Here is a 26,335-nt window from a genome sequence, read left to right on the forward strand (position 1 = left end):
AGTTTATTCTTATATGTTTGTACCTTTATATTCATTCTGTACGGTTAGCTTAACGAAGCCCCCGGACCTTCAACCCCTCTAAAGCATCCAGCGTCACTTCACAGACATCTGTCCTGATCGTTAACGGATGCGGATAAGCTTCCTCCTGGTCAGACATGAACCAGACCCGGCCTTGCTTCACAGCAATAATCAGCCCATGCTCGTCACCTGCGGCAGCGAACTGGCTATCGTAATCCTGCCAAGGAACGATCCCTACCCGCGATAGCTTGAGCAGTGCCTCCTCCACATCGGGTACAGGCAGACCAATCTCACTGACACATAACAGACTGGCTGGGGAGAATGCTTCATTGGCGGAATTGTTCAGATTGTGCCGGGCAATCAACTCCACAATATTACCGGCCGGGTCATAGAAATAGATGGAGTCGGCATTCCAATCCTCGAAGTGTACAATCTCCTGTCCTTGGCTTGGAATAATTTGGACCTTCGGAGTAATCCAGCACAACGCTTCATTAATCTGATTCTCAGGAATGTTGAAGGCAAAATGATATTTCGGCTGTCTGCTTGGGTTAGACTCATTGAAGGTTAGACTGGACTCGCCCGCTCGTACACTGAAGGATGCCCGATGTTCCTGGAATACCGCCAGCCCAAGGTTATTCTCATAAAAGTCTTTCATTTCTTTCAAGGAATGAGTCTGCATCTCTACTTCTCTTATCATCTAGGATCACCTCTAATTATGGCTTATCAGCCAAAGCTTTGCTTCCATGGTAGCCATGCAGAGAATGGAAGTCAAACCCGCATCTGCAACTTCTGTGCAACATCCGCGTCCATAACAATATGGAAAATCTATCTATTCTCTGAAAACAATAGGACAATCGAACATTACAGGAGGTTTCTATATGCGCTATACGGCAGCAATTGTGCTGGCGGCAGCTCTGCTCTCAGGGTGTCAGGGGGCAGACAAGGCCGGTGTGAACGGCTCTTCCCCGTCCCCATCCTCACCCGCAGAAGGGTCACCCACGGCTATGTCAGCCACACCTACCACTTCAGCACCTTCAAGCGAGGAGGAGCCGCTGCTCTATATTGAGCAATTGAAAGTGATCGGCGGCGGTGGACAACTGATACAAGTGAAGTCGAACAGCGATATCGATAAAAAATCATTGGAGCAAGCGATAAAGAATAGTCTGCAGACCAGTGATCCCGAGACTGAATTCCGTTACACGCTGGAATGGGAGTCCCCGCGGTTTGTGCAAATCCGCCTGCATCTCGATGAGGGCAGCGTCTGGTCCGGGACGTTCAATCTGGATGAAGCCGTTACCGCAGACGGGCGGAAGTATGCCAGTACAGAGCAGCCATACCGTAACACGGTAGTGGTTAGAGCCCAGGCTGGTCAAGGCAGTCTGCTATTCCAGGGCATCACCTCCGGTACCCGGCGCGTAGTACCTGCCTGGAACACGGGCTGGATCAAGTCCATTCAGACCCGGGAATCGGTTGCCCCTTCCTATCTTTTCTACGGACAGGAGAAGCATCATCTGGTGCACGCCCTGACAGGTGAGGCGCTGGAGATTCCGGTTTTTGCTCAGGAGAAGGGTGCCTACGGCAATGACTATGGTTACCATGAGATGTATTCTGACCGCTTCTATGGGGATTTCACTTATATGATTTCGGGCAATAAGACGCTGTATCGCGTAGACCTGAAGGACTTCACCCGTACGAAGCTTCATGTATTCAGCAAGCCGGTCTACGGCATGTCCTCCTCGCCTGACGGCAAGCGCATAGCAGTATTAACTGCTCATGACGAATACATTGGACCTGGGGCGGACCTGACGGTGCTGGATCAGCAGGGGAAAATACTGCATTCGCAGCAGAACGCCGCCTTCATCTCCCATAGTGACGGCTTCCTGTTCGTCTATTCTTTGACTTGGGAGGACGATTCAAATCTGATCCTTCCCGCAGACAGAGGTGAGCATAACCCGCTTGGACAAGTCCGTTACAACACCGGAAGCGGAACGTCCACGGTGATGCAGGATCAGCGGATCACGGACCAGCTAAAGAAGGATCTCGCAGAGCATGAGCGGCAACCGCATAATGACCTGTTGCTATCCGGGCTGAATTGGTCACCCGACAACCGATTCGCAGCCTTCAAATCCGGCACAGGCGCCATTCAGGTGTACGACACACAGGAGCGAACCTTCACGTTCGTGGCCGCAGGCACACTGCTGGGCTGGATGCCGGATGGAACGCTGGCCTGGGCGGATGCCGGGGATCATGTATATACCTTTTGACTATACTTCTCCCCAATAAATCTCAGTTTCATATTCAAATGGAACCATTCCGTCCTGATTATGCCGGTCAAATATATTCTGCAGTTCTGTCATCATCGGATTGTAATTCGGATGTCCCGGAACAGGGCTATAGGAAGAGGATAACAGCCGGCCGCTCAGACCCTCGAAATCGAACTCCTGAGTCATTTCAAACCGGCTTGTATACATAGTATTCTCTTTGAAAAAAGAGCGAAGCATCGCCGGAGAAATATTTTTATGATTCACTTGTTCATAGTCGGTTCCGTAGGTGTGAAGCAGCTGATCGTACTCTTCACGAAATGAAGTACCGTTTGTAAGCCGGGAATTCCATATGAGTATGACTTTCCCGCCAGGCTGTAGTATTCTGCGGAACTCCGTTTGCGCGGCTACCTGGTCGAACCAGTGAAATGCCTGAGCACAGACAATAAAATCAACCGACTGCTCCGGTAACCCGGTAGCTTCCGCAGACCCTGATTTACTTTGAAAGTTCGGATTGCTGTTGAGCCTTTGCTCTGCGGCTTCACGCATGGCCTGATTGGGCTCGACCGCGATTACCTCGCTGCCGCGTTCCAGAAGCAGCTTGGACAGGCTCCCTGTGCCTGAACCGATATCTGCTATTTTACTGTTCGGGCGCAGACCAATATTTTCGTACAAATAATCAATAGCCTCTTGTGGATAGCTTGGGCGGTACTTCAAATAGGAATCGACCCGGTTCGAAAACCTTTCATCACTGTTCATCGCTGTTCACTCTCCTATTTTGTTTTCTTCGGAAAACCGTATACGAATAGTATCACACCAATTAACGTAAGGATTGGCACAAAGAGATTATCGAAGAAGCCTGCGATATGAGTATTAGGCTGGACATCGTACATTTGCGCTTGGTATAACGCAGAAATTTCATAATTTCGAGCGATTAATGTACCTACACGCTCGATAGTGTAGATTAGCGCGGCCGTAATCAGAAAGGCAGCCCCTAGTTTTCTGTATAAGTCGTTGCCCATGGAATATTATTGCCTCCTCTACCCTTGATTGATTTAGTTACGGTTTCACCACTCCGCCCGGAAGCTCGGAAGCCGGCGGCCAGACGATGGTTCCGCTGCGGTTCATGTACCCTCTGATTTCCTCGCGAGTATCTGGAACCAGCAGGGTGATTTCTGCCAGTTCGCCTTTAAAATCAGCGGCCCAATAGAGTTGCGGCTTAACCACGAAGCGGCCGGAGGTATTAATATAGCCGTACCTCTGCCCCGGGCTGGCCGGAGCCAGACCGCCCTTGAACAAACCTCCAGCCGTGAATCCCTGAATGACCTTGGCGCCCTTCTTATTAATATAGAAGGTGGCTCCATTGCGCTCGACGAACGCCAGCCCTTCCGAGAACGGTTGGGCCATGCTAAACTGCGGCTTAATCAGGTAATTGCCTGTTTTGTCGATGTATCCGTATTTGCCGTTCACATACACAACTGCCGCCCCGCCGGAGAACGGTGTGGCGTAATCATACCGTGGGGTGATGCGAAGCTTGCCGGTGGTGTCGATATAGCCGTATTTGCCGCCAACGGCAAGTGTAACGGCTGCCATGCCTTCCGAGAAATCAGAAGTAAAGCTATATCTGTAAGGAACGATAAGCTTGCCCTTCGTGTTAATGTAACCCGAGGCTTTACCCATATTGACCCGGGCCAGACCTTCGGAGAAATTAAATGCCCGGACATAGATTGGCTGTATGGCCACCTTGCCTTGGCTATCGATATACCCGTACCGGGTCGCCGTGGCCCCGCCGGCGAGTTGAACCTTCGCTGTATACAGCGCGCGGTCATTATACAGAATACCGGCATCTCTCAGCTTATATTCGAACAGCTTCGTACCGGCCGAACTGAAATAATATTGCTTTTTGGCTGCATGGTCCTCGACATACACCGTCCCTCCGGGCATTCCTGAGTAACCATAACTATCATACACCGCTTCAATAACCACCTTGCCCTTGCCGTTGATGAAGCCGTATTTCCCGTTCACTTCAATTGGATATAATTGCTCGGCCGTCTTGGCCTGTACTGCGCCCGCACCGGCGGCCTGAGCCTTGTCCTGCGATGGACCCGCTACGCCTGCACTGAACACCATCGTCGTCATAAGTAGGGTTATAGCCAGTTTCTTTAACACTTGCGGTTCACACTCCTTTGAGACTATTTTCCATTCTTTATGTATAGACGGCGATTGTAGCGGTTTTGTTGTGCATGATTTGGAAGAAAAAAATAGGGTTGCCCCAAGCAGCCTCTCGTGGCTATCGGGACAACCCTGTGTAATTACAATCAGCGAATCTCGCCTCTGGACGCAATCAGCTTCTGATACCAGTAAAAACTCATCTTACGGATGCGGCGCAGCTCCTTCAGGTCGAACTCCTCGCGGTCTACATAGATGAAGCCGTAGCGTTTACTGGAGCCCTGATGCGTGCTGACCAGATCGATCGCTGACCAAGGACAGAAGCCGAACACCTCTACCCCATCGGTAAGCGCGAGCTGAATTTGCTCAATATGCTTGCGGAAGAAGTCAATCCGGTACGCATCATTTACCGTTCCGTCTTCTTCCAGCTTGTCGAATGCTCCCAGCCCGTTCTCCGTAACAATAAGCGGCAGGTGGTAACGGGAATAGATCTGGCGGAGCGTTGTCCGGAAGCCCACCGGATCGATCTCCCAGCCGAATTCTGTGGTCTGAAGGTTAGGGTTCACCGACCCCCGGTATGCTCCTGGCTCGCCAACGATTTCGTGCTGATCGCCTGTGTGGGAGAAGTCGTTGCCGTCATTTTTACTCTCCCCAACGGTCTGCGAAGTGTAATAGTTGAAGGCGATGAAGTCCGGATGGCCTTGCCGGAGGATATCCATATCCCCTTCCTCAATCTTCGGCTCATAGCCCTTCTCCACTAGATAACTCCAGGCAATATGGTTATAACGTCCATAGACCGCCATATCTAGATAGAGCCAATTGCGGATCGCTGCATAGTTATCTGCGGCCAGCATATCCTCTGGCTTGGAGCTTGCCGGATAGATCACTCCGATGTTGGGCGCAGGACCAATCTTTGCGCTAGGCAGCATCTGATGGCATAGCACCATAGCCTTCGCCTGCGCAACGAGCATATGGTGATTCTGCTGGTATAGCTCTTTTTGCGGATCGGTCATATTCTCATTCAAGGTTCCGATCGATCCCGGATGCAGAATCAGCATATTCTGTTCGTTAATGGTCAGCCACCACTTTACGCGGTCCCCGTAATTCTCATACAATGTCTTGGCATATTGTTCAAAAGCATCGATCGTCGCCCGATTGGACCACCCTCCACGCTCTTCAAGCCCGTAAGGCAGATCGAAGTGGTACATCGTGACGATAGGCTCAATGCCGTATTTGAGCAGCTCGTCAATTAGATTGCTGTAGAATTCAAGCCCCTTCGGATTGACAGCACCGTCTCCTTGCGGATAGATCCGGCTCCAGGCGATGGAGAAGCGGTAGGCTTTGAAGCCCATCTCTGCCATAAGGGCCACATCCTCTTTGTACATATGGTAGTGGTCACTGGCTACCTTGAAGTCCGTCACCCCTTCCACATGGTTGGCCAGATCAATCACCGAAGGCCCTTTGCCGTCCTCATCCCAGGCACCCTCCAGCTGATAAGCCGAAGTGGACCCGCCCCACAAGAAATTCTCTGGAAAAGCGTGAAGTTGTTTGTGCAGCATACCTTATTCCTCCTCAGTCTTGTATTAATCCACCAATGTCAAAAGCACTTCATTCTGCTCAATCTGCTGCTGGTTCGTTTCGAAAATCTCGACCTCTTTGGGGGTCAAGGTTACGATCACTGGCGTAATCGTCTGATACCCGGCCGCCCGGATCTGCTCCAGATCGAAGCGGATCAGCAGATCACCTTGGCTCACCCGGTCACCTTCCTTGACCACTGGTGTGAAGTGCTTGCCTTTCAGGCCAACCGTATTAATTCCGATATGAATCAGCACCTCTGTTCCGGCTGCGGACGTGATGCCAATGGCATGACCTGTCGGGAAAATGGAGGTCACCGTCCCGTCCACAGGGGCTACCGCTTCTCCAATTACAGGATCAATCGCCAGCCCTCTGCCCATGGCCCCGGTGGAGAATGCATCATCCGGCACTGTGCTAAGCGGGAAGGCTGCGCCGGTCAGCGGGCTGAAGATCAGTTCCTTTTTCAAGTCCACCACTGGTGCTGCCGGCTTGTCCGGCTGAATCTGTTCAGTTACTGTTGCTGGAGCGGAAGCCTCCAATTTGTTCTTACTCTCATATCCGAACAGCCAGGTCAGCAGCAGCCCGGTCCCCATGGAGACCACCATCGAGACAATAAAGATCGACATCGGCTGCTCCACCGGAATCGAGAAAATATTATGGAACACATACGCCGTATACAGCACACCGAAGTGTCCGTTAATCGCACCGCCCAGCGCCCCGGCAATAATGACGATCGGAATCACACGCTTGTAGCGGAGAATCAGGCCGTACACAATCGGCTCGCTGACACCGGCCAGCAGTCCGGTAATCCCGGAAGAGGCGGCGATACTCCGCAGGTTCCGGTCTTTCTTGGCTCTCAGGAAGATCCCGAAGGCCACCCCGATCTGGGCGAATACCGCCGCTGAAGCCATCGCTTCAATCGGGTCACCGCCGTTCGCAATATTTTGCAGCGTGATCGGGGTGAAGCCCCAGTGGAGTCCGAACACGACCATGAAGGTCATTCCCCCGCCAAGTACAACGCCCGACAGGATGCCGCTTACGCCAATCAGCCAGGTCACACCGGAAGCAATCCAGTCGCCGACACTTGTACCGAATGGACCGAAGGCGATCACCGACAGCGGTACCATAATCATCAGGGAGAGCATCGGGACCATGAAGATTTGCAGATCCTTGTGGATGATCTTCTTCAGCAACTTATCCAGTAAGGCATAGATGCTGATCGCAATGAAAATCGGGAAAACGCTGGAGGCATAACTGACCATCACCACCGGAATTCCGAGGAAGGAATGTCCGCCATCCCCCTCCAGCATCGCCGTAAAGTTCGGTTCCATTAGCGCTGCGCCGATTGCTCCTGCTACGTACGGGTTCGCTTTTAACTTGATGCCCAGGGTAATTCCCAGGAAGATCGGCAGGAAGTAGAAGACGGCATTGCCGGCCGCAGACAGAATCTTGTAGGCATCGCCTGAATCAGACATCCAGCCCAGCAACGTAAGTACCGTCAGCAGTGCCTTCAGCATCCCCGATCCGGCCATTACAGGAATCAGCGGGGAGAAGCTCCCGGAGATAACCTCGAACACCTTCGATACCGCCGAGGTCTTCTGGCCGGAATTCTGCGTATCTGTGGAGGTGCTGGACAGGAAGCTGGTGCTTTTGACAATTTCGGCATATACATTCGCTACGTTGCTTCCCACGACAACCTGGAATTGCCCTCCGCTCTCCACCACGGTAATGACGCCCGGATGCTTCTCCAGCGTCTCCCGCTCGGCCTTCTTGTTATCCTTGAGGCTGAATCTCAGCCGGGTGGCACAATGGACTAGGTCGTTAATATTCTGCTCTCCGCCTACTAGACGGATGATGTCTTCCGACATTTTTCGGTTATCCATGCTGATTCTCCTTTGCTTTACCGCCAAAAATGGGCATAAAAAAAACCTAAACGAAAGTTGTGAGATCACACCGGTGTGATCCACATCTCGTTTAGGTATCGCCTGCTGTAGCAGTAACAATCCTTAGATTTAAGTTGTGACTCCAATATAGCGAATTAAGTAATCGTTTGCAAGCCCTTTTTGACTTCCTTTTTAATCCAACGGGTTCATATCTCTTGAGGTTACCCGCTGAATATGAATCGTCAGATAGACCTTCTCGTCAATGGACATGGCATTCCCGTACGTCTGCTCCAGGTAGCGGTTGATCTTGCCCGTACACGCAAAAGCCTTAGGAAACTTCACCTTAATCTGGTCATACAGGAAGTTGTCGCCCGATGCAGACCGCTCCTGTTCCCCGCTGATCATGCGCTGGAGGAAGTATTGGAGATGGGTTAAGAACCTGGAGTAATTAAACGAATTCTCATTCAGCTTGACCTGATATTCGTCCGCCAGAATGCCAAAAATATCGCTCATCGCCTTGGTCACCTCGACCGTCCGCTGCATCTCCTGTCCATCCTGACGGGCATTCACGAAGTGCATCGCAATAAAGCTCGCCTCATCCTGATCCATCTCAATGTCAAAATGCTTGCGGATCAGGCTTAGCGCCTGCACTCCGATAGCGAACTCCTTGGGATAGAACTTCTTGATCTGCCAGAACAGCGCGTTCTTCAGATTCATCGACTTGCGGTAGCGGGCAATCGCAAAATGAATATGGTCAATTAACGTGATATAGATATTGTCGTTGAAAATGTCGCCCATCTCCGCCTTAGCGTGAGCTATAATCTCATCGGCCAGCGAGAAATATTCAGCAGACGTCTCCCCGATCAGATCAATCAATTTGCGCGGAACCTTCTCAGGTTTGAGCATGAAGGTCTTCTCGATCCGTTCCTCTTCGACCCGCTGCCCCGCCTTCTTCTTAAAGCCTAATCCGTTCCCAATGACAACGTATTCATGTCCGACCTGATCCTCAGCCCGAATCACATTGTTATTGAAAATCTGCCGGATGATCATTGGTGCTTCACCTCTTCTGTATGACTCCCTGAAAATATATCCTAAGATAACACAGTGGTGTTAGAAAAGACAAGGGGTGGGGGCTTCTGTTCATTTGGAACGTATTGGTACTACAATGGTAGCTACGAATTGAACCAATAGAATCAGGAAAAATACGTTCCAAATGCTCGGAATGGATGCCATAGCCAAGTAGAATGAATAGGGTGCCAGCCAGATCAAAGAAATGGCCATGAACACGCGAAGACCACGCCAGATTGAAATGGCCATGACGGCTGAAGGTACAATGAGCATGAGGACCACAATCACTTGGGTGCTGCTGGATACCGCCTGATCACTGTATGGGTTATCAAACAGAAACAGAAAACTTAGTCCAATACCCAGTAGGGATAAGAAAAAGGCCAACCACTTCACCCCTGGACTCAAATGCCTCACCTCCTGTTCAATGTGGATAATAATCAGAGAATCCCGAAATCAGAACTCTAGACCCCTTGGTGACGCTATCCACCTTCCAAGTTCCGTTCGCGAATATTAGCGAGACTGTCCGATCTTCTGCATATTGATCTTCACCTGTAAGACCATTTGCTATTATTACAGATTGTGAAAGTGTGGCAGAATTCTTACTAGTATAAATAGGTGAAGTGACAGGCGTTTCATAAGTACCCGCTGTTTTCAATCCTTTGTTCTGAGTAATAGACTTAATTAATTTATCCGTGAAGTACGGTTTAAAGGTTGAATTTACATTCTTAATTGAAGATACATTTGAGGCTTGATTTAATTTATCAGATAATAGTTTCAAGCGCGCTTCAGAAATTTTATTCTTTTCCGGAATTTGAATAGATGGGGTCTCCATATTAACAACCAATCCTTTATTGCCCATTGTTACTGTCGCTTGTTTAGAGAGTTGGTTCCACACTACCGTTGCTCCTAACGACTGACTAACAAAACGAAGAGGAACATAAGTTGTTCCATTGATGACTTGTGTAGCAGTATCCAAATCAACGTATTTCCGCGATGGTGTATCTGGAGCTTCACTCGATGGAGCAGATTCAATAATCACACGTTTGAAATTTGCTGCAAGCCAAATCGTCGAATTCCCGTTTTTGATTTTAACAACTTTATCTGTTTGAAACCATTCCAAACTTGCGCCAAGATTTTCGGAGACAGCACGTAGGGGGATTAATACTCGACCATTGTTTATTTGACCATTGTTAATCGTTGTAGATGTTTGTATCTCAGCCGCATAACTAGACCCAGTTGTTAAAGATAGCATAAGAAATGCTGATGAAAGCAATGCAATTGTCCATTTTTTTATCATAATATTTCCTCCTCTTAAATAATTCACCACAAATTACTCTCACGCATCTGATTTCTCTATAAAATACAATTCGGTCAAACAGAAACTCCCCACAAAGTATCAGGCCTTATCTCGCCTGTCTACCATATGGGGAGCTAATCAGTACAGAAACACTGTCTTCTTGTGGTGCGAATCAGCCTTTACTATGAAGAGTTATCAGGTAACCGTCCGGATCGGCGAAGGTAAAGGTACGTCCGAAGGGGCCGTCGATGGGAGCGGATGTGATTTTCACGCCTGCTGCTGCGAGTTTATCGTGAATGGATTGCGTATCCGGGGCATAGAGCCATAGCGCAACACCAAGTCCAGGCTGAGTCCCCGTACTGAGTTCGACTCCCGGCATGAGGTCACGAAGTGCAAATGCAATGGGCTTGGTGTCAAAAACCACCGCATGAGGCGGGCCCGCCTGTGAACGGACGAGTCCAAGATAGTGTTGATAAAATTCAGCAGAGCCTTCAAGATCGCTTACCTGAAGTGAGATGAAATCGGGTCCAATAGCTGACATAATATAGCCTCCTAATATTCGCGTTTGTAGGTTAACGTTGTCTTCATTATACTTCCCCTTCCTGACAACGTTATGTCAGTAGCTGATGTTATACATTATTGCACTATACAGAAAATCTGCTGCCCCCTCTTTGAATTGATTGAAATAGTTGTTGAACCGGGCATCGTATTTGTAATTATGGGCAATACAAGCTAGCAACTCCGCATCACACGGCATGAATTGCATTAGAATTATTTTCCACTCTTCAATCAATTGCTGGACTTCATCAGAGGAAGGTTCCTGACCGGAACAAGCCACAATTCGCTTGAATATTTCCTCAAAACTGGAGAAGTATCTCTCTTGATCCTCTGCCGACATCTTGGCTATCACTTCATCATAGGCTTGGTACGCCTCTGTTTCTCCATAAATAATCTCCGCCTCATTCGCATACTGTTCCTTCAAGGGCAGGATCGAAGAATGGTCGAAAATACGCAGAGTACTGACATCACTCCCTGACACATATTCATCCAGAGCCGTCATGATATTTTCCAGTCTTTGTTTTTTTGCTAATAACGTTTGTCTGTGCTTCTTCAATACTTGCTTCTGTTCTTCCCGGGTCAGCTTTACAATGTCCGCAATTTCTTTCAGGGAAAAATCCATTTCCTTCAAGATCAGGATGGTTTGCAGTTTCTCCAGACCGCTGCGGTCATATAAGCGATATCCTTTTTCCGTTAGCTGTGCTGGTTTAAATAAACCGATTTTATCGTAGAAATGCAGAGACCGCGCCGTAATGCCTGTAATCTGAACGATCTCTTTAACCGCTAATAATGGTTTCTTCATCCCAATATCCCTTTACTTCTTCCAGTATTTGCGCAGCAGGCATTATGGTGGCCTCCCAAATTGTCTTGCCTGTTTTTCTCAAGTAATACTTGATTAGATGATACCCGCATGCGTAACCAGCACTGTAAGGCATATTGACCGGCTTAAAGTTCTGAAGCTCCGCAAGCTCGTCACCGTAAAGATACGGGGCAAAATGATGAAATCCGGTTAGTTGAAGCTGCTCGCGGAGCACGGGCTTAATACGCCTGTTAAGGGTTTCCGTATCAGTTCTCGTTACCCAAGGCCCCAGCAATTCTTCACCAAACAGGAAGGTGGCATAATTCTCCGCTAATCCTTCACTTACAATAAGCTCGCCCAGATCAACAGTATGGTCCCACTGAATGTATTGATAGCGGACATTATGGTTGCATTCATGCGCCAGCGCTGTCTTCATCCGGGCAATGGTATGCTGATTGGGCAAGAGCGTAATCCAGATAAACCCGGGAATCCCCCCAAAGCCGCTATACCCTTCGTTTATAGTCAAGGCACGATTCTCTGGATCTCCCAGTTGAACAGTGAATAAATAGTCAGATACAGGAAGACTTATTCCATGTTCGATAAATAGACGGAGGCTTGTGGTTACGGCTTGCTCACACTCGGACCAGAACGAATCCGAAGAGATCCATTCTACCTCAGGTAAAATAATCCGGGTCATCTGATCAGGTGCCCGGTTCATCATACTATTAAACGAAATCACGTCGAAACCTTTTGCTTCTTCAGCTCTAAAAGGAATCTGTTGGATTTGCCATTGTTTCATAAAGGGAGCCAACATTTCGTGTCGGAATAACTCCAGCTTGTCTTCCGGCGAGGCTTGAATCACCTTTTGATAAATGTGGTCTGAACGCAATGCTGTTATATTCATCTTAGTCACTTCCAGTCATCTATTCTTACAGTGAATTATGCACTATGACGCAACGTCATAGTCAAGCACATAGCAAAAACTCCCCATACCGTGAACAGGTTAACCTCTCACCTGCCTGCCATGTGGGGAGCATTCACTTATAGAAGCCTGTTGTTCATGCCGTTAATTAGACTCTTTTGCGCAATTTCTGAAATGCCGAGAATTCCTGATTGGACTTAATATAGTTAAGGATCTGTTCAGCACATTCTGCCGGAGTCAGCTCTTCCGTGTTCACTTCGAGGTCATATTCATCAAAGCTATAGACGCTGTCGAACTGCGCATCCGCTAGTCCAATCTGCCGGTCGCCTCTGGCCTGCTCTCTTCGGATAAGCTCTTCCCGGGAGCATAGGACACCAACAAATAACGTAGTCCGGTCGGCAAAATGATCCCAAAACTCATTAAATCTCTTATCGTTGTCGAATACGGTATCCACGATGACATTGAAGCCCATTTCCGATAACAGCTTAATCGTCGAATAGTACACGGAGATTATGGAGTCATCCAGTATTTGCGAGACCACCTGATGGTCGATTTCGCGTACAGGCTCATCCGGATATTTATGATTAATGAAATCATTGTAATTCATGAAAAAATCATCAATCGACACATGATAAAACGGAATCTCTTTCTGTTTCGTAAGTTCAGCCGAGATGGAGCTCTTCCCGGAGCTTGAAGTTCCATTTAGAACAAGCAACATGCCTTTATTCAATTTGTCCCCTCCTTTTCATCCATTATAAACCATAGACGATAGAGGCAGGAACTCATCATCTGGATCAGTTGAATCCGCCGTTGACGCGAATCGTCTGTCCGGTAATCCAGCGGGCCTTGTCACTGACAAGCAAGTCGATCACATTCGCAATATCCTCAGGCTCGCCAAGCCGTCCAAAAGCATTCATCCGACGGAAGGAATCCACCAGTTCCTCAGATTTCCCGTTCAGGAATAACTCCGTCGATACTTGCCCGGGTGCAACGCAATTCACAACGATATCCTTCGCTCCGAATTCCTTCGCTAACTGGCGGGTTAACTGCTCGACTGCCCCTTTGGTTGCAGCATAGACACTATAGGTTGGCAGCATTGCACCCGATACAGAGGTCGAGAAGTTGATAATTGTTCCGCCCCGCTCCATATGCTTCATCGCTTGCTGGCAGGCGAAATAAGTGCCTTTGACATTGACAGCAAATTGCCGGTCGAACATCTCCTCCGTTACGTCTGTGATAGGCACACATTCCATAACTCCGGCATTATTCACCAAAATATCAATGCGCCCGAATTGCCCGATTGTCTCCGAGAACAGTGCTTCGACCTCACTCACCTTGCTTACGTCACCTTGAATGGCTATCGCTTCCCCGCCAGATTCCTTAATAGTTTGCACGACCTCGTCCGCTTTTCCCCGGTTAGATGAATAATTGACAGCCACTTTTTTTCCTAACCCGGCCAGTTGAATGGCGATTTGTCTTCCAATACCCCGTGACGCACCTGTAACGATGGCTACTTTTCCGTTCTGACTCACTTAGACCACTCTCCTTAAGTTTGCTTAGGCCGGATGATGATCTGTTGGCCTTATGGATATATTGTAAAGCAATCGAAGAGTATTTCGTTATAACAGACCTGTTCACTTCTTGCCTATTTCTCTTCTACTCGCTATGATTAACAGCAAACCCTACGTATATGTAAAAAGGAGGATACTAACTTGAACGATACATTGCGGACCGGCCCGCTTTTACAGCAATTGGCTGCGCTGATCCTTCGCCATGCTCCATCGGCAGGCACCCACCAGACGCATATCCCTTCCTTGCAGTTGATGCACGCCACGGATGCAGCGGAACCGCTGGAGTCTGTCTATAAGCCGTCGATCTGTGTCGTTGCCCAAGGAGCCAAAGCAGCCACCCTGTCCAGCGAAACTTATCATTACGATCCTTCCACTTACCTGGTCACTTCGGTTGAGCTGCCGATCAACGGGAGAATAACCGGAGCTTCGCCTGATCATCCGTTTCTGGGCATCAAGCTAAGCTTCGATCCTGGCACCATCCTGGACATTGTAAAAGAAATGGCGGACTCCACCCTTGTTGCGGGTGAAACATCTCTTGGCATCACCGTGGCCCGAACCTCTGAGCACTTACTCGAAGCCATTGTAAGGCTTATCCAGTTACTCGATGCGCCACAGGATATCCCTGTTCTGGCACCACTCATTATCCGGGAAATTCTCTATCGCGTTCTTCAGAGCGACCAAGGCGCACACCTGCATCAATTCGCCATCATCGGCAGCCATGCGCACCGGATTGCTCAAGCTATCCAAGTGATCACTAAGCAGTACGATCAATCCCTTGTCGTTGAACAGCTTGCAGAGTCCGTAAATATGAGCACCTCCGCCTTCCACAAGCACTTCAAGCGCGTCACTGCCATGAGTCCGCTGCAATACCAGAAGGTCATCCGCTTGCAGGAAGCCCGCCGCCTCATGCTAACCGAATCCCTCCAAGCCTCCGATGCCGCCTTCCGCGTAGGCTATGAGAGCCCCTCCCAATTCAGCCGCGAATATGCACGCCAGTACGGGAGACCTCCGGTGACCGATGTCCAGGGCCTGCTGGGCTCAGCGAAATAGCGAAGTGGCAAGTGAAATTATCCGGTATCTCAACTTATCATAATAATGGAAGGATGAGCTAAATGAACCCCTTTTTAAAAGAATTCGAGGACCATTTTAGAACAGGTTTTCTATCCGATTTGGAACAAACGTTGGCTAAGGTGCAGCATGAAAAAGTGTATGCTTGTGCTTTTGGGACAGACAGTGATTGGGTTACTCTATTTCTGGCGGTAAATACAGAGGAATCCCTGGCCAGGCATATCTCGGATATGAAAGAGCAAGGATTGTATGACAGTGAGGAAGATATGATCTATTACAGATGGGGCTGTTCCGAATACCAGTATGGCGATGACTCGCACTTTAACCACATCAGCCGGCTATTATATGTTACAGAAGATGTTTATAAGTATAAGGATGATATCATTCGAATCATCGCCAAAGTGGTGAATGAGACTGCCGACGATGTTTTTGCCCGCTATGGACAAACCAAAGCAGACATTACGTTCTTCGTGTCGTTAACCGATGACGAACTGGCAGAGGACACCGAGAATCAATCGGTCCGTCTAATGACTCAACCCGGCTTGGCCAATGAATTCTTAAAACGATACGATGGTATGATCTAGCGCGTGGAAACGTAAAACAACGCTCCTTTACAAAATAGGGGCGTTGTTTTCTTATCTAATCCTCAAGGTTCGCTACTTCTGCGTTCAAACTGTATATGATATAAAAATGATTCCATTGCTGTGTAGTGACGATTTCTTCCCTACCGTCTTTCTTAAAAAAATAACCTGATCCCTCCTGCTGACTATATACCCAGCCTTCTCGTTCCATGCGTGACTTTAACAATTCCTTTGGATTACCCTTTTCTTTCGTGAGATAGCGCTCTCGGCTAGGCATCTCGCTATCTATCCGAATAACAGATTTACCGGCTGATTCTAAACGATACATGTGTTTCACATTATTATATCCAATGCTATTGACGTATAATGCTCCTAACACGCCTAAAAGCACACTGGCCCCAATAAAGCTAAATAAAATGATCTTCCATTTCTTCTTCATCCGTTCCCTCCCTTAAATAATACAGCCTTCCCAACTCAGCCGGCCTCTGCGTTTCCAGTCGATGGCATAGAGGACATAATAGGCATGTTGTTCTGATTGTTTGGCAGCAATAATCCTGGTGGAAGGAATAAACTTTTCCCGTTGTCTTCGATTCATTTGAATTACGCCCCTCTTAAGTTTAAGTCAAATATTACTTTATTAATTGGTTAATCTTATGAATTGCTATTTTCATGCCCTCATACAATTCTGTTACTGACCGGTATTCTTCTTTTAATACCGGGTTGTCCCATTCTGTGTCCTTGATAATGTATATAATAAAAACACCGTTAAGAGTAAAACATCTGCCATACCATCCGACATCAATTAAATATCCCTTTGGATATTCGACCATAAACATATCTTCACTTAACCATCTAATATCAGTCATGTCATCAGGACTTAATCTATAAGAGTTCCATTTAACAATGCCTGGTCTGAAATCAAAGCCTTCAAACATATTTAGACCTCCATAGCGTTTCCCGATAGCTTAATCATTTTTCGCTGTACAGAGCATCCGTTATATAGCTTGCTGTGAAGTGAGCGATAGGTGAGTTGATTTCAATGCAACCTTCTGCCCAACCAACTCCTGTTAGTTCATATTTAAACTTCATAACGCCTCCGCTTAAGTATGAAATTTTCTTATCAATAATTCGGAGCAAGCAACACGCAACCCTTCCCGATACTTCAACGAGCAACAGCAACCGGTCGTTTGGTCGGCTGCTGTCATGTCGTGGTGCTAACTTTTCCTGTTAGTTGAATAAGCACGCTTTCTTTTATTACACAATATCTTCGTACTGTTCAACAATCACTATGACGCTCGATGAAAATGCTTCATTAAGCTGACGGGCAGGATTGCTTCATTTAATTGACGAATACTTTATTGTGAATATTTTAATAACGGAGGCAGGGTATGGAAATTAAGATACGAGAAATTATAGCAAACGATTATACTGAAGTTGTTTTCTTATGGAACAATGTACTTGGCGTTCATACTGTTACGGATGAGAACTTTCGCGTTAAGATGGAACAGATGAGAATGGCAGGCAATTACAAAACGTTTGTAGCGTTACTTGAGAACCATGTTGTTGGTTTTATATCTAGCGTTCATGCATTAGCTGTAGGGTCTGCGAATGATTATCTGCATATAACCGGACTTGCTGTACATAATGATTTTCAGCGACATAAGGTAGGCACTAAACTGTTAAGATACACTGAAAATTATGCGAAAGATTGCGGAATATCCAGTATAATTCTATGCACAGGGATGAAGCGAACCGAGGCTCATGCTTTCTATGAACAAAATGGCTATGACAAAGATTCATACTGCTTTGATAAGTTTATTAAACTTGACTAATGAATAACTATTTTGCGTTTAATTAAATCGGCAGCCATTTGCTAATTAGATTGTTTTATGTGCTCTTCACTATTAACTGTTCACGTCTTGGCCCTACTGAAACGTATGTGATTTTTACATTAATTGCTGATTCAATAAACTCAACGTAATGCTTTGCGGCATCTGGCAGTTCATCATAAGATCTCGCATTAGATGTATCACATTTCCAACCTTGAAAGTGCTGCAGAATCGGCTTTACTTTATCTAACTTAGCACTCACTGGAAATTGGTCAGTTATGGTTCCATCTTCTAATTCATAACCCGTGCAGACTGGAATGGTTCCCAAATATCCAAGTACGTCAAGATTCGTTAATGCGACTTCCGTTGCACCTTGAACCATACAGCCGTAACGAGTTGCGACAACGTCAAACCAGCCAACACGGCGAGGGCGGCCAGTGGTTGCGCCATACTCCCCCGCATTCCCCCCGAGCTGTCTTAATTCATCTGCCGCCACTCCATCTAATTCAGATACAAAGGGCCCCGTGCCAACGCAGCTTGAATACGATTTCACTACTGCCAGTACCCTCTTAATCGCAAATGTAGGCAAACCAGCACCTACTGGAGCAAAACCTGCGAGTGTTGAAGAAGAGGTAGAAAAAGGATAAATGCCGTGGTCAGGATCCCGAAGTGCGCCAAGTTGGCCTTCTAACAGTATTGAATCACCGTTTTCGTATGCTTCGTGAAGCATTGAAGTGGTATTGCAAACAAATGGACGAAGCTGCTCTCCCTGGCTTACTAATTCCGGCATCAACTCTTCGGGTTGAACTGGTTGCCGCCCGTACATATGCACAAGCAGCACATTTTTAATCTCCAGCGATTGTTGTAAGCGTGAATAGAGCCGCTCCTCATTGTACAAGTCCGACACTTGAATTCCAAGCTTTGCGTATTTATCAGCGTAAAAGGGCGCGATTCCGCGTTTTGTCGATCCAAAACTGCGTGAACCTAGCCGCTCTTCTTCCAGTTCATCAAATAAACGGTGGATTGGAAGAACGATTTGTGCACGATCTGATACACGTAAACAAGGTTCTGGGACACCTCGGGCAAGCAGTTCTTCCTTTTCTCTCATAAGAGACTCTACATCAAGCGCTACTCCAGGGCCAATTACATTCGTAACGTTTGGATAGAAAACCCCCGAAGGCAGCATGTGTAGCGCAAATTTTCCGTAATCGTTGATAATCGTATGCCCCGCATTGCTTCCGCCTTGATAACGGACCACATAAGATGATTTTGCGGAAAGCACATCCGTCATTTTTCCCTTTCCTTCATCTCCCCAATTCGCTCCTACAATCGCTGTAACCGTCAAATCCACTCGCCTCCACCGCTTGTAATCCTTTACAGCGATTATTATAATTTGAAGGACAGGCATTAGTAAAATTGATTTTGATAATGACTGACATAAATTGAGGTAATGACTATGGAATTCAATATGGAATGGTATCGCGTTTTTTATTGGACGGCAAAGCTTGGGAGTTTGACCAAGGCTGCAGAGAAACTCCATATCACCCAGCCTGCGGTCAGCCATACACTTAAACAACTAGAAGGGGGCCTCGGCGGGCAACTATTTTTCCGTACGACAAAAGGGGTTACGCTAACCGCTGAAGGTGAAGTGCTGTTTAATTTTGTGGAGCAAGCCATGCATTTTATCGAAAGTGGCGAGAAGAAAATTGCTGAGATGCAAGAGTTGTCTTATGGGGAAATCAACATCGGAGCAAGCGATACACTATGCAAGCATTTTCTGTTACCGCACCTTGAACAATTCCACAAACTATATCCAGAAGTCAGAATCCGCGTCACTAATCGAACAACACCGGAGACCATCACACTTTTGAAGGAAGGTAAAATTGACTTCGGAGTTGTGAACTTGCCTGTGTTTGATTCTAAGATCGATTTCCGCACCAGTTCAACGCAGCAGGATTGCCTTGTTGGTAATCAAGAGTATGCAGCTTTAGCAGAAATCCCATTACCTCTGGAGGAACTTCATCGTTACCCTTTGTTGCTGCTTGAACCAGGAGGAAGCACGAGAAATTTCCTCGATGAGTATGCTGCATCTAACGGGATTACGTTACGTCCTGAGTTTGAATTGGGAAGCCTTGATCTCCTTATACAATTTGCACAAAGTGGGTTTGGCCTTACATTTATCGTGCGGGAATACGTTACCACTGAATTAAATACCGGTAAGCTAATTGAAATTCCCCTAACGCCTCCAGTTCCAAAACGCCATGTCGGGATTGCGACACTCAGAAGTGTTCCACTTTCTGCTGCTTCGAGACGATTCCTTGAATTTTTGCCATGAAATTTTAAACTGGGCTATTTATATCACAAGGTTTAAAAAGAGAGCAGCCTGAAAGAATATTCAGGCTGCTCTTAATTGAGTTTTCTTGGATATTAATTTATACAGCTTTAGTTTCCCCTATCCCTTACTCCACAGTAACACTCTTAGCCAGGTTTCTTGGCTTATCGACATCATGACCCAGGGCCAGAGACGCATAGTAAGCCAGCAGCTGCAGGGTAACTACAGACAGTGCAGCAGTCAGCAGCGGCAGGGTCTGAGGGATCACGAATACCTGGTCAACGGAGCGGAGCAGGTCGTCTTTGTGCTCTTCGTGGGTGATGGCCATGACATGGGCGCCACGGGCCTTAACTTCTTTGATGTTGCTGACGGTCTTCTCCAACACGGATTCCAGGGTAGCCAGAGCGATGACAGGAACGCCTTCTTCGATCAGTGCCAAGGTACCATGCTTCAGTTCACCCGCAGCATAGGCTTCGGAGTGAATGTAGGAGATTTCCTTGAGCTTCAGCGAGCCTTCCTGAGCTACAGCGTAATCTACGCCGCGGCCGATGAAGAACAGGTGCTTGTGCTCAGCGATTTGCTCAGCGTAGGCTTTGATCGCGTCTTTTTGACTCAGAATGACTTCTACTTGCTCCGGCAGAGACTGCATAGCGGCCAGAATCTTGGTAACCTCAGACTCAGACTGTGTGCCGCGTACTTCAGCCAGATACAGACCCAGCAAAGTGAATGCGATCAGCTGGGAAGTATACGCTTTGGTCGAGGCTACAGCGATCTCTGGACCAGCCAGCGTAACCAGTACACTGTCTGCTTCCCGGGCGATAGAGCTGCCTACTACGTTGGTGATCGCCAGCACATGGGCTCCGTTCGCTTGACCTTCACGAAGAGCAGCCAGTGTATCAGCAGTTTCACCCGATTGGCTGACTACAATAACCAGTGTCTCCGGAGTTACGATTGGCGAACGGTAACGGTATTCAGAAGCAATATCATTCTCTACAGGAATGCGTACCAGGGACTCAATCAGGTTACGTCCAACCAGACCGGCATTATATGCAGTACCGCAAGCTACCACTTGGATATTGCGGATGTTCTTGATTTGTTCTTCTGTCAGGTTAAGCTCAGGCAGAATGACTTTGTTGCCTTCCGCATTCATCCGTCCGCGCATGGTATCACGGTATGCCTTAGGCTGCTCGTGGATTTCTTTCAGCATGAAATGCTCATAACCGCCCTTTTCTGCGGTAACGGCATCCCAATCGACAGTAATCATTTCCCGAGAAATAAAGTTGCCTTCAATTGTCATCAGTTCGACAGCATCCCGTGTCAATACAGCCATTTCGCCGTCGTTCAGGATATATACGTTCCGGGTGTATTCCAGCAATGCAGGAATATCGGACCCGATAAAGTTCTCGCCTTCTCCAAGACCGATGATCAGCGGGCTGGCTTGACGCACAGCTACCAGCTTATCCGGTTCATATTCAGTCAGTACACCCAGGGCAAACGCTCCGCGCATGTAAGAAATCGCCTGCTGTACAGCCTTAACGATATCTCCCTTGTATTCACGGGCAATCAGGTGGGAGATGACTTCTGTATCTGTTTCCGAGGTGAAGTGGCATCCTCCGGCAATCAGTTCTTCCTTGAGATCCAGGTAATTCTCGACAATCCCGTTGTGTACTACCGAGAATTTGTGGCTGTTGTCAGTGTGAGGATGAGAGTTCTCATCGGACGGCTTGCCGTGTGTTGCCCAGCGGGTGTGGCCGATGCCGGCACTTCCTGTCAGCGGAGTCGCATCCAGACGGGATTCCAGGTTCGCCATACGTCCCTGTGCTTTTACCACCTGCAGACCATCCTTCGTGAATACGGCAATCCCTGCGGAATCGTACCCGCGATACTCCAGCTTCTTCAGACCCTCTACCAAGATCCCCTGCGAATTCTGATTACCAATATATCCTACAATACCACACATTATAATTTCCTCCGTCCAATTTATCGTAATTAGGCGCGCATGAGGAAAGAAACGTGCCGTGCGGCATGTTTTGAAGAAAAGCAAATATGATGTTGTCCATTACAACCAACATGATAACCTGTCAAATCCATCGTTAGTCACGATTATGCACAGTCTTCTCCTCTGCCGTGGCAGAACCGTCTGCGTTCCTGCAAATGCGCATACCCATGATTTGTACATCTTTAAGTTAGCACCCACAAAAGCGTTGTGTGCAAGGTCGCCCTCGCATTTTCCGCTTCCATTTACGGCTCTGGTGCATCACCGGGAGGTCCCCGCCGAACATTTCGAACACCTCCACCTCGTCAGCTTACATCTGCCGTGATCCGTTCAGACCTTCCTGTACTGCTTACGCAGCCACCGGTCCTCCCTTCTCTCCCGCGCAAGATCAAGCTCTGGCGCTTGTGTTGCAATAACCTTACGATCCCCGCTTTCCTTCTGGAATGACACTTAGTCTATTATATGCACCTCAACCCGTTTTTGCAACGATGTGGCGAAGAAAACCTTTTTCATCCATTTCACACTTTTTCCAAACAGCCATGACCACATTAATCATTCAGCCGGTGAACGAATCAGATTGATCCATCCACCGGCTACCCGTTCCTGCTACTTCAGTGAGTGATTACACCAGCTCGCGCTGAACCACTTCAACAATCTGCCCTACAAAAAGATCCAGCTCCGCCTTATCCGGCCCTTCGGCCATTACACGGATCAGCGGCTCGGTTCCCGAAGGACGCACCAGGACACGCCCGTTGTCGCCCAGCTTGCTTTCCACTTCTATGATCGCGGCCTCAATGGCCGGATTGTTCGGATAATTGGTTTTGTCCTGAACACGCACATTGACCAGCACCTGCGGATACTTAGTCATCATGGACTTCAGTGTGCTTAGCTTTTTGCCGGAAGACTTCATGGTATTCACCAGTTGAATCGCAGTCAGAATACCGTCACCTGTAGTATTATAGTCCAGGAAAATCACATGGCCGGATTGTTCCCCGCCCAGATTATAGCCGCCGCGGCGCATCTCTTCCATCACATAACGGTCACCGACCGCAGTCTTCGCCGTATTCAGCGACAGCTTCTCTGTTGCCTTGTAGAAACCGATGTTGCTCATTACTGTAGATACAATGGTGCCATCCTTCAGCTTCCCTGCACGGTTCATTGCATCCCCGCAAATGCAGAGAATGAAGTCGCCGTCCACCTCGTCGCCGTTCTCATCGATAGCGATCAGGCGGTCCGCATCCCCGTCAAAAGCAAGCCCAAGATCCGCACCATGGCGCAGCACCTCTGCACGCAGAGTCTCCGGGTGTGTGGAGCCGAAGCCGTCATTGATATTAAGCCCGTCCGGCTCTGCCCCAATGGAAATTACTTCCGCGCCCAGTTCCTTGAATAATCGTGGTGCCAGCTCATAGGCTGCGCCGTGTGCGCAGTCGAGCACCACCTTCGTACCCTTAAAGCTCTGGTCGATGGTGGTCTTCAGATACTCCAGATAGAGGTATTTCGCTTGATCATCGACCCGCAGCGTGCCCAGACCCGATCCTACCGGACGCGGCAGCTCATCGTGCTCGGCATCCATCAGCTCCTCGATGCGCAGCTCCGTTTCGTCTGTCAGCTTGAAGCCGTCTCCGCCAAAGAACTTGATTCCGTTATCCTCCACCGGATTATGTGAAGCAGAGATCATCACTCCGGCATCCGCCTGGAGCAATCTTGTGATATAAGCAACAGCAGGTGTAGAGACTACACCCAGACGGATCACATCTGCCCCAATGGACAACAAACCCGCAATGAGTGAAGATTCCAGCATTGGACCCGAGATTCGTGTATCCATGCCGATGACCACTTTAGGCTTTTCCACATTTCCTGCCAGCACATATCCCCCGCAGCGTCCAATACTGTAGGCCATTTCTGCTGTTAATTCACGGTTAGCCACCCCGCGTACGCCATCTGTTCCGAAATACTTACCCATCTTTTTTTCTCCTTTAGAATACGCTGCTTCAGCTTAATAAATTATAGTATGAATGATTCGATATTTCGTGTATGTCAGGTGCATATAAATAGACTTTTACATGCCCGGAAGGTTACGTTCCGCCCGTACTGTCGGCATTATTGCCGCTTGCGGGCGGCGTTGGTTCCGCAGTCTCCGGCGGAATATGTGTCGGCGTCGGAGTCTCCTCTATAATCTCGGTGGTGTGCTCCGGGGTTGGCTCTACGAGCGTCTCGTCCCCGGATGCAGGCTCAGCACTGGGCTCCGGCGTAGGCGTCGGGATAGGGCTACTGTCCGGCACGGCAGTCGCGGCCGGAGCAGCAGGCGCTACCAGCTCCACCTTCGCAACAAGCTGCGAGGCGGCATTCTCCAGGGTAATGAACCGGGGGAGCGACACCTGCAGCGTAATATCGTAAACACCGGCCGTAAGCCCCACGACATCTGCAACCACACTGATGCTATCCTGGTCGAGCTGGTCCAGCAGTGTTGGCGCACCTGATAGGGTCAGATCCATAGTGGCGCTTTCAGGGTCTATGACACGGGCTGTCAGCCCGCTGCTGACGCCCTCCAGCTTAATGGGGATAGCAGAGAGGGTCCGCTGGGTAATCTCCGCCGCAGAGACCGCTACGGTCATTGCCGCAGGTTCAATCTTGCCTGTGCCCTCCGGCGGCTTAAGCTCCAGCTTCATCTGCTCAGTACCCGCATTCTTGATAGCGCTCAAATCCAGGACAGCCTCATACGAGGATAAGGTCTTAAGGGTCTCTGCACTGCCGTACACCGTTACCATATCCTGTTCAGGCGTTACCCTGGACAGCACCAGGGAACCGGGCAGACTGCCGGTGAAGCTGATGTCTAGCGGCAAGGTTTTGGACGGGAGGGTAACAGGCACTTCTACCGCTACTGTAGAGGGTTCAATGACCGCATCCTCCAGCTCATTCCCCTTACTGTCCAGAGCAAAGAGCTTCAGCCTCTTCTCGCTAAAAGTCTCATTCTGCCCCTCCAGCTCCACCTTCCCCTGCACCTTCGCTACCCGTCCAAGATCACTTGCCGGAAGAGTAACCTCCACGGATACCGGGTCAATCACAGGACTGCCTACTTCATAGCCTGCTGCCGGCTCTCCCGTAATATTCAGCGAGACGGGAAAAGACTTCGTCGTCCGCGCCTCGATATGCACATTCACCTGATTCGGGACCATATCATCCAGGGTTACACCGCTTGGAGTCGAATACATCAGCGGAAGCGTGTTATCACCGGGCTTCACATCCTTCAGATCCAGCCATACCCGATAGGCATCGGAGAACTTGTAGGTCAGATCGGACTTCTTGCCCCTTACCTCCATCCTGACGCTGTCCACATCCTTGGTCAGTACATAATTCTCACTGTCGAAGCCTTCAATCTCCACTTTGACATTCTCAATCGTCTTCGATTCGGTATTAACCGTAGTCTGGTACGTTGGCGCTGTATCCACATGCACAATGGTCCACAGAATAATCCCCAGAGCCAGGGCAAGGATCTTGTTGAAGTTATTGTTCTTCATCCATTTATCCATTGTCTTTATTCCCCCTCCGTTTCCAGAAAGCGGAGCTCTTCTCCATCAGGGGCGAGCTGGTTGCGCTCAGCTCTTGGTGCAGCTTCGAGATCAGGGACTCTTCCTTGATATCCCGGACAATTTGCCCATTGATGGCCAGCGAGATCAGGCCGGTCTCCTCAGAGACAACCACAGACACCGAGTCTGCCACCTCACTGATACCGATTGCGGCCCGGTGCCGGGTTCCCAGTTCCTTGCTGATGAACGGATTCTCCGAGAGCGGCAGGTAACAGGCTGCCGCAGCGATCTGGCCTCCCTGCATAATCAGCGCTCCGTCATGCAGCGGCGTATTGGGGATGAAGATATTAATCAGCAGCTCGGAGCTGACCTCAGAGCGCATGGCGATCCCGGATTCCGTATATTCATTAAGCCCCGTGGCCCGTTCGAATACGATCAATGCCCCGATTTTGCGGACAGCCAGATAATTCACGGCTTTAATCACTTCACCGATTAATTTACTGATCTCCTCATCATTCTCCGCATTCCGCCCGAAGAACTTGCCCCGGCCGAGCTGTTCCAGCCCCCGCCGCAGCTCCGGCTGAAAAATAATAAAAATCGCGAGTATCCCAAAAGTAAACACCTGGTTCATCAGCCACCTCAGGGTATACAGATCCAGTAGAGTACTGCCGCCCCAGATGACGACCAGGACCATAATCCCCTTCAGCAGTTGAACCGCCCGCGTTCCGCGCACCATGTTGAGCACTTTATAGATAATGTAGCTGACAATTAGAATATCAATTATATCTTTAATGGATTCTTTCCATGTAAGGTCTGTAAAGTAGCTCATGGCCGAAAACCCCCGTGATTTCAAATTAACTGGGTTTATGTAAATTGTCTGT

At 48.6% G+C, this 26,335-nt stretch carries 27 protein-coding genes; 5 read left to right on the forward strand and 22 right to left on the reverse strand.

Annotation, left to right across the window (positions count from 1 at the left end; all coding sequences use genetic code 11):
* Positions 1 to 49 precede the first annotated feature (49 nt).
* Entirely contained in the window at positions 50 to 715 is a 666-nt protein-coding gene (locus NST69_RS27005) for a glyoxalase/bleomycin resistance/dioxygenase family protein (RefSeq protein WP_342547591.1), read from the reverse strand.
* 181 nt (positions 716 to 896) lie between these two features.
* Here NST69_RS27005 and NST69_RS27010 point away from each other — a divergent pair, with 181 nt between their 5' ends.
* Complete coding sequence (locus NST69_RS27010) at positions 897 to 2,282, forward strand: hypothetical protein (RefSeq protein ID WP_342547592.1); 1,386 nt, start codon at positions 897 to 899, stop codon at positions 2,280 to 2,282.
* Here the strand turns inward: NST69_RS27010 and NST69_RS27015 are convergent, their stop codons facing one another.
* The 13 genes from NST69_RS27015 to NST69_RS27075 form a co-directional block, all read right to left on the reverse strand.
* A complete protein-coding gene (locus NST69_RS27015; protein WP_342547593.1) occupies positions 2,283 to 3,038 on the reverse strand; it encodes a class I SAM-dependent methyltransferase in 756 nt (251 codons plus the stop codon). It abuts the gene before it with no gap.
* 14 nt (positions 3,039 to 3,052) lie between these two features.
* Positions 3,053 to 3,301 (reverse strand): hypothetical protein, encoded by a 249-nt coding sequence (locus tag NST69_RS27020; RefSeq protein ID WP_342547594.1) that lies wholly within the window; start codon positions 3,299 to 3,301, stop codon positions 3,053 to 3,055.
* A 37-nt stretch (positions 3,302 to 3,338) separates the two neighbouring features.
* On the reverse strand, positions 3,339 to 4,448 hold the full coding sequence (locus tag NST69_RS27025; protein ID WP_342547595.1) for a WG repeat-containing protein: 1,110 nt from the start codon (positions 4,446 to 4,448) through the stop codon (positions 3,339 to 3,341).
* 149 nt (positions 4,449 to 4,597) lie between these two features.
* Entirely contained in the window at positions 4,598 to 6,007 is a 1,410-nt protein-coding gene (locus tag NST69_RS27030) for a glycoside hydrolase family 1 protein (RefSeq protein WP_342547596.1), read from the reverse strand.
* A 24-nt stretch (positions 6,008 to 6,031) separates the two neighbouring features.
* Positions 6,032 to 7,906, reverse strand: coding sequence for a beta-glucoside-specific PTS transporter subunit IIABC (locus NST69_RS27035; protein ID WP_342547597.1), 1,875 nt, complete (start codon positions 7,904 to 7,906; stop codon positions 6,032 to 6,034).
* A gap of 192 nt (positions 7,907 to 8,098) precedes the next feature.
* Positions 8,099 to 8,956: a PRD domain-containing protein gene (locus NST69_RS27040; protein WP_342547598.1), complete on the reverse strand. Its 858-nt coding sequence runs from the start codon at positions 8,954 to 8,956 to the stop codon at positions 8,099 to 8,101.
* Between the two features lie 90 nt (positions 8,957 to 9,046).
* Positions 9,047 to 9,379 carry a hypothetical protein gene (locus NST69_RS27045; protein WP_342547599.1) on the reverse strand — a complete coding sequence of 111 codons (333 nt, stop codon included), beginning with the start codon at positions 9,377 to 9,379 and terminating at the stop codon, positions 9,047 to 9,049.
* Positions 9,380 to 9,395: 16 nt separating this feature from the next.
* Entirely contained in the window at positions 9,396 to 10,271 is an 876-nt protein-coding gene (locus NST69_RS27050) for a copper amine oxidase N-terminal domain-containing protein (protein ID WP_342547600.1), read from the reverse strand.
* A gap of 172 nt (positions 10,272 to 10,443) precedes the next feature.
* Positions 10,444 to 10,812: a VOC family protein gene (locus tag NST69_RS27055; protein ID WP_342547601.1), complete on the reverse strand. Its 369-nt coding sequence runs from the start codon at positions 10,810 to 10,812 to the stop codon at positions 10,444 to 10,446.
* Positions 10,813 to 10,887: 75 nt separating this feature from the next.
* Positions 10,888 to 11,631 (reverse strand): MerR family transcriptional regulator, encoded by a 744-nt coding sequence (locus tag NST69_RS27060; RefSeq protein ID WP_342547602.1) that lies wholly within the window; start codon positions 11,629 to 11,631, stop codon positions 10,888 to 10,890.
* The gene (locus tag NST69_RS27065; protein ID WP_342547603.1) at positions 11,606 to 12,532 is read right to left on the reverse strand and encodes a DUF2268 domain-containing protein; all 927 of its coding nucleotides are present in this window, start codon (positions 12,530 to 12,532) and stop codon (positions 11,606 to 11,608) included. The genes NST69_RS27060 and NST69_RS27065 overlap by 26 nt, the downstream gene beginning before the upstream one ends.
* Positions 12,533 to 12,698: 166 nt before the next feature.
* On the reverse strand, positions 12,699 to 13,280 hold the full coding sequence (locus NST69_RS27070; RefSeq protein WP_036730519.1) for an AAA family ATPase: 582 nt from the start codon (positions 13,278 to 13,280) through the stop codon (positions 12,699 to 12,701).
* Between the two features lie 64 nt (positions 13,281 to 13,344).
* The gene (locus NST69_RS27075; RefSeq protein WP_036730521.1) at positions 13,345 to 14,082 is read right to left on the reverse strand and encodes an SDR family oxidoreductase; all 738 of its coding nucleotides are present in this window, start codon (positions 14,080 to 14,082) and stop codon (positions 13,345 to 13,347) included.
* A 180-nt stretch (positions 14,083 to 14,262) separates the two neighbouring features.
* Between NST69_RS27075 and NST69_RS27080 the strand changes: the two genes are divergently transcribed.
* Together NST69_RS27080 and NST69_RS27085 are read left to right on the forward strand one after the other, a co-directional pair.
* Positions 14,263 to 15,171, forward strand: coding sequence for an AraC family transcriptional regulator (locus NST69_RS27080; protein WP_036730523.1), 909 nt, complete (start codon positions 14,263 to 14,265; stop codon positions 15,169 to 15,171).
* 62 nt (positions 15,172 to 15,233) lie between these two features.
* On the forward strand, positions 15,234 to 15,773 hold the full coding sequence (locus NST69_RS27085) for a DUF4303 domain-containing protein (protein WP_342547604.1): 540 nt from the start codon (positions 15,234 to 15,236) through the stop codon (positions 15,771 to 15,773).
* A 55-nt stretch (positions 15,774 to 15,828) separates the two neighbouring features.
* On the opposite strand, the gene NST69_RS27090 is transcribed toward NST69_RS27085, so the two are convergent.
* The 3 genes from NST69_RS27090 to NST69_RS27100 are packed head-to-tail and all read right to left on the reverse strand — an operon-like array spanning position 15,829 to position 16,705.
* Entirely contained in the window at positions 15,829 to 16,209 is a 381-nt protein-coding gene (locus tag NST69_RS27090; RefSeq protein WP_342547605.1) for a type II toxin-antitoxin system HicA family toxin, read from the reverse strand.
* 12 nt (positions 16,210 to 16,221) lie between these two features.
* Positions 16,222 to 16,365: a hypothetical protein gene (locus NST69_RS27095; RefSeq protein ID WP_342547606.1), complete on the reverse strand. Its 144-nt coding sequence runs from the start codon at positions 16,363 to 16,365 to the stop codon at positions 16,222 to 16,224.
* A 34-nt stretch (positions 16,366 to 16,399) separates the two neighbouring features.
* The gene (locus tag NST69_RS27100) at positions 16,400 to 16,705 is read right to left on the reverse strand and encodes a hypothetical protein (protein WP_342547607.1); all 306 of its coding nucleotides are present in this window, start codon (positions 16,703 to 16,705) and stop codon (positions 16,400 to 16,402) included.
* 453 nt (positions 16,706 to 17,158) lie between these two features.
* Here NST69_RS27100 and NST69_RS27105 point away from each other — a divergent pair, with 453 nt between their 5' ends.
* Positions 17,159 to 17,602, forward strand: a complete 444-nt coding sequence (locus NST69_RS27105) for a GNAT family N-acetyltransferase (protein ID WP_342547608.1) — start codon at positions 17,159 to 17,161, stop codon at positions 17,600 to 17,602.
* A 55-nt stretch (positions 17,603 to 17,657) separates the two neighbouring features.
* Here NST69_RS27105 and NST69_RS27110 read toward each other — a convergent pair whose 3' ends face one another.
* Positions 17,658 to 18,944, reverse strand: coding sequence for an adenylosuccinate synthase (locus tag NST69_RS27110; protein ID WP_342547609.1), 1,287 nt, complete (start codon positions 18,942 to 18,944; stop codon positions 17,658 to 17,660).
* A gap of 111 nt (positions 18,945 to 19,055) precedes the next feature.
* On the opposite strand from NST69_RS27110, the gene NST69_RS27115 reads away from it, so the two are divergent.
* Positions 19,056 to 19,934, forward strand: coding sequence for a LysR family transcriptional regulator (locus tag NST69_RS27115; protein WP_342547610.1), 879 nt, complete (start codon positions 19,056 to 19,058; stop codon positions 19,932 to 19,934).
* Positions 19,935 to 20,058: 124 nt separating this feature from the next.
* On the opposite strand, the gene glmS is transcribed toward NST69_RS27115, so the two are convergent.
* The 4 genes from glmS to cdaA form a co-directional block, all read right to left on the reverse strand.
* A complete protein-coding gene (gene glmS, locus NST69_RS27120) occupies positions 20,059 to 21,891 on the reverse strand; it encodes a glutamine--fructose-6-phosphate transaminase (isomerizing) (RefSeq protein ID WP_036724505.1) in 1,833 nt (610 codons plus the stop codon).
* Positions 21,892 to 22,549: 658 nt separating this feature from the next.
* A complete protein-coding gene (glmM, locus tag NST69_RS27125) occupies positions 22,550 to 23,890 on the reverse strand; it encodes a phosphoglucosamine mutase (RefSeq protein ID WP_339251523.1) in 1,341 nt (446 codons plus the stop codon).
* Between the two features lie 112 nt (positions 23,891 to 24,002).
* Positions 24,003 to 25,457, reverse strand: a complete 1,455-nt coding sequence (locus NST69_RS27130) for a CdaR family protein (protein WP_342547611.1) — start codon at positions 25,455 to 25,457, stop codon at positions 24,003 to 24,005.
* Positions 25,450 to 26,283, reverse strand: coding sequence for a diadenylate cyclase CdaA (cdaA, locus tag NST69_RS27135; protein WP_036724507.1), 834 nt, complete (start codon positions 26,281 to 26,283; stop codon positions 25,450 to 25,452). The genes NST69_RS27130 and cdaA overlap by 8 nt, the downstream gene beginning before the upstream one ends.
* Positions 26,284 to 26,335 lie beyond the last annotated feature (52 nt).

Source organism: Paenibacillus sp. FSL P2-0089 (assembly GCF_038595095.1).
Taxonomy (GTDB): Bacteria; Bacillota; Bacilli; order Paenibacillales; family Paenibacillaceae; genus Paenibacillus_AQ; species Paenibacillus_AQ silagei.

Excerpts from the sequence above, each read along its gene's own strand:
- NST69_RS27005 (WP_342547591.1), bottom strand. The coding sequence starts at position 715 with ATGATAAGAGAAGTAGAGATGCAGACTCATTCCTTGAAAGAAATGAAA.
- NST69_RS27010 (WP_342547592.1), top strand. The coding sequence starts at position 897 with ATGCGCTATACGGCAGCAATTGTGCTGGCGGCAGCTCTGCTCTCAGGG.
- NST69_RS27015 (WP_342547593.1), bottom strand. The coding sequence starts at position 3,038 with ATGAACAGTGATGAAAGGTTTTCGAACCGGGTCGATTCCTATTTGAAG.
- NST69_RS27020 (WP_342547594.1), bottom strand. The coding sequence starts at position 3,301 with ATGGGCAACGACTTATACAGAAAACTAGGGGCTGCCTTTCTGATTACG.
- NST69_RS27030 (WP_342547596.1), bottom strand. The coding sequence starts at position 6,007 with ATGCTGCACAAACAACTTCACGCTTTTCCAGAGAATTTCTTGTGGGGC.
- NST69_RS27035 (WP_342547597.1), bottom strand. The coding sequence starts at position 7,906 with ATGGATAACCGAAAAATGTCGGAAGACATCATCCGTCTAGTAGGCGGA.
- NST69_RS27040 (WP_342547598.1), bottom strand. The coding sequence starts at position 8,956 with ATGATCATCCGGCAGATTTTCAATAACAATGTGATTCGGGCTGAGGAT.
- NST69_RS27050 (WP_342547600.1), bottom strand. The coding sequence starts at position 10,271 with ATGATAAAAAAATGGACAATTGCATTGCTTTCATCAGCATTTCTTATG.
- NST69_RS27055 (WP_342547601.1), bottom strand. The coding sequence starts at position 10,812 with ATGTCAGCTATTGGACCCGATTTCATCTCACTTCAGGTAAGCGATCTT.
- NST69_RS27060 (WP_342547602.1), bottom strand. The coding sequence starts at position 11,631 with ATGAAGAAACCATTATTAGCGGTTAAAGAGATCGTTCAGATTACAGGC.
- NST69_RS27065 (WP_342547603.1), bottom strand. The coding sequence starts at position 12,532 with ATGAATATAACAGCATTGCGTTCAGACCACATTTATCAAAAGGTGATT.
- NST69_RS27085 (WP_342547604.1), top strand. The coding sequence starts at position 15,234 with ATGAACCCCTTTTTAAAAGAATTCGAGGACCATTTTAGAACAGGTTTT.
- NST69_RS27090 (WP_342547605.1), bottom strand. The coding sequence starts at position 16,209 with ATGAAGAAGAAATGGAAGATCATTTTATTTAGCTTTATTGGGGCCAGT.
- NST69_RS27095 (WP_342547606.1), bottom strand. The coding sequence starts at position 16,365 with ATGAATCGAAGACAACGGGAAAAGTTTATTCCTTCCACCAGGATTATT.
- NST69_RS27100 (WP_342547607.1), bottom strand. The coding sequence starts at position 16,705 with ATGTTTGAAGGCTTTGATTTCAGACCAGGCATTGTTAAATGGAACTCT.
- NST69_RS27105 (WP_342547608.1), top strand. The coding sequence starts at position 17,159 with ATGGAAATTAAGATACGAGAAATTATAGCAAACGATTATACTGAAGTT.
- NST69_RS27115 (WP_342547610.1), top strand. The coding sequence starts at position 19,056 with ATGGAATTCAATATGGAATGGTATCGCGTTTTTTATTGGACGGCAAAG.
- glmS (WP_036724505.1), bottom strand. The coding sequence starts at position 21,891 with ATGTGTGGTATTGTAGGATATATTGGTAATCAGAATTCGCAGGGGATC.
- glmM (WP_339251523.1), bottom strand. The coding sequence starts at position 23,890 with ATGGGTAAGTATTTCGGAACAGATGGCGTACGCGGGGTGGCTAACCGT.
- NST69_RS27130 (WP_342547611.1), bottom strand. The coding sequence starts at position 25,457 with ATGGATAAATGGATGAAGAACAATAACTTCAACAAGATCCTTGCCCTG.
- cdaA (WP_036724507.1), bottom strand. The coding sequence starts at position 26,283 with ATGAGCTACTTTACAGACCTTACATGGAAAGAATCCATTAAAGATATA.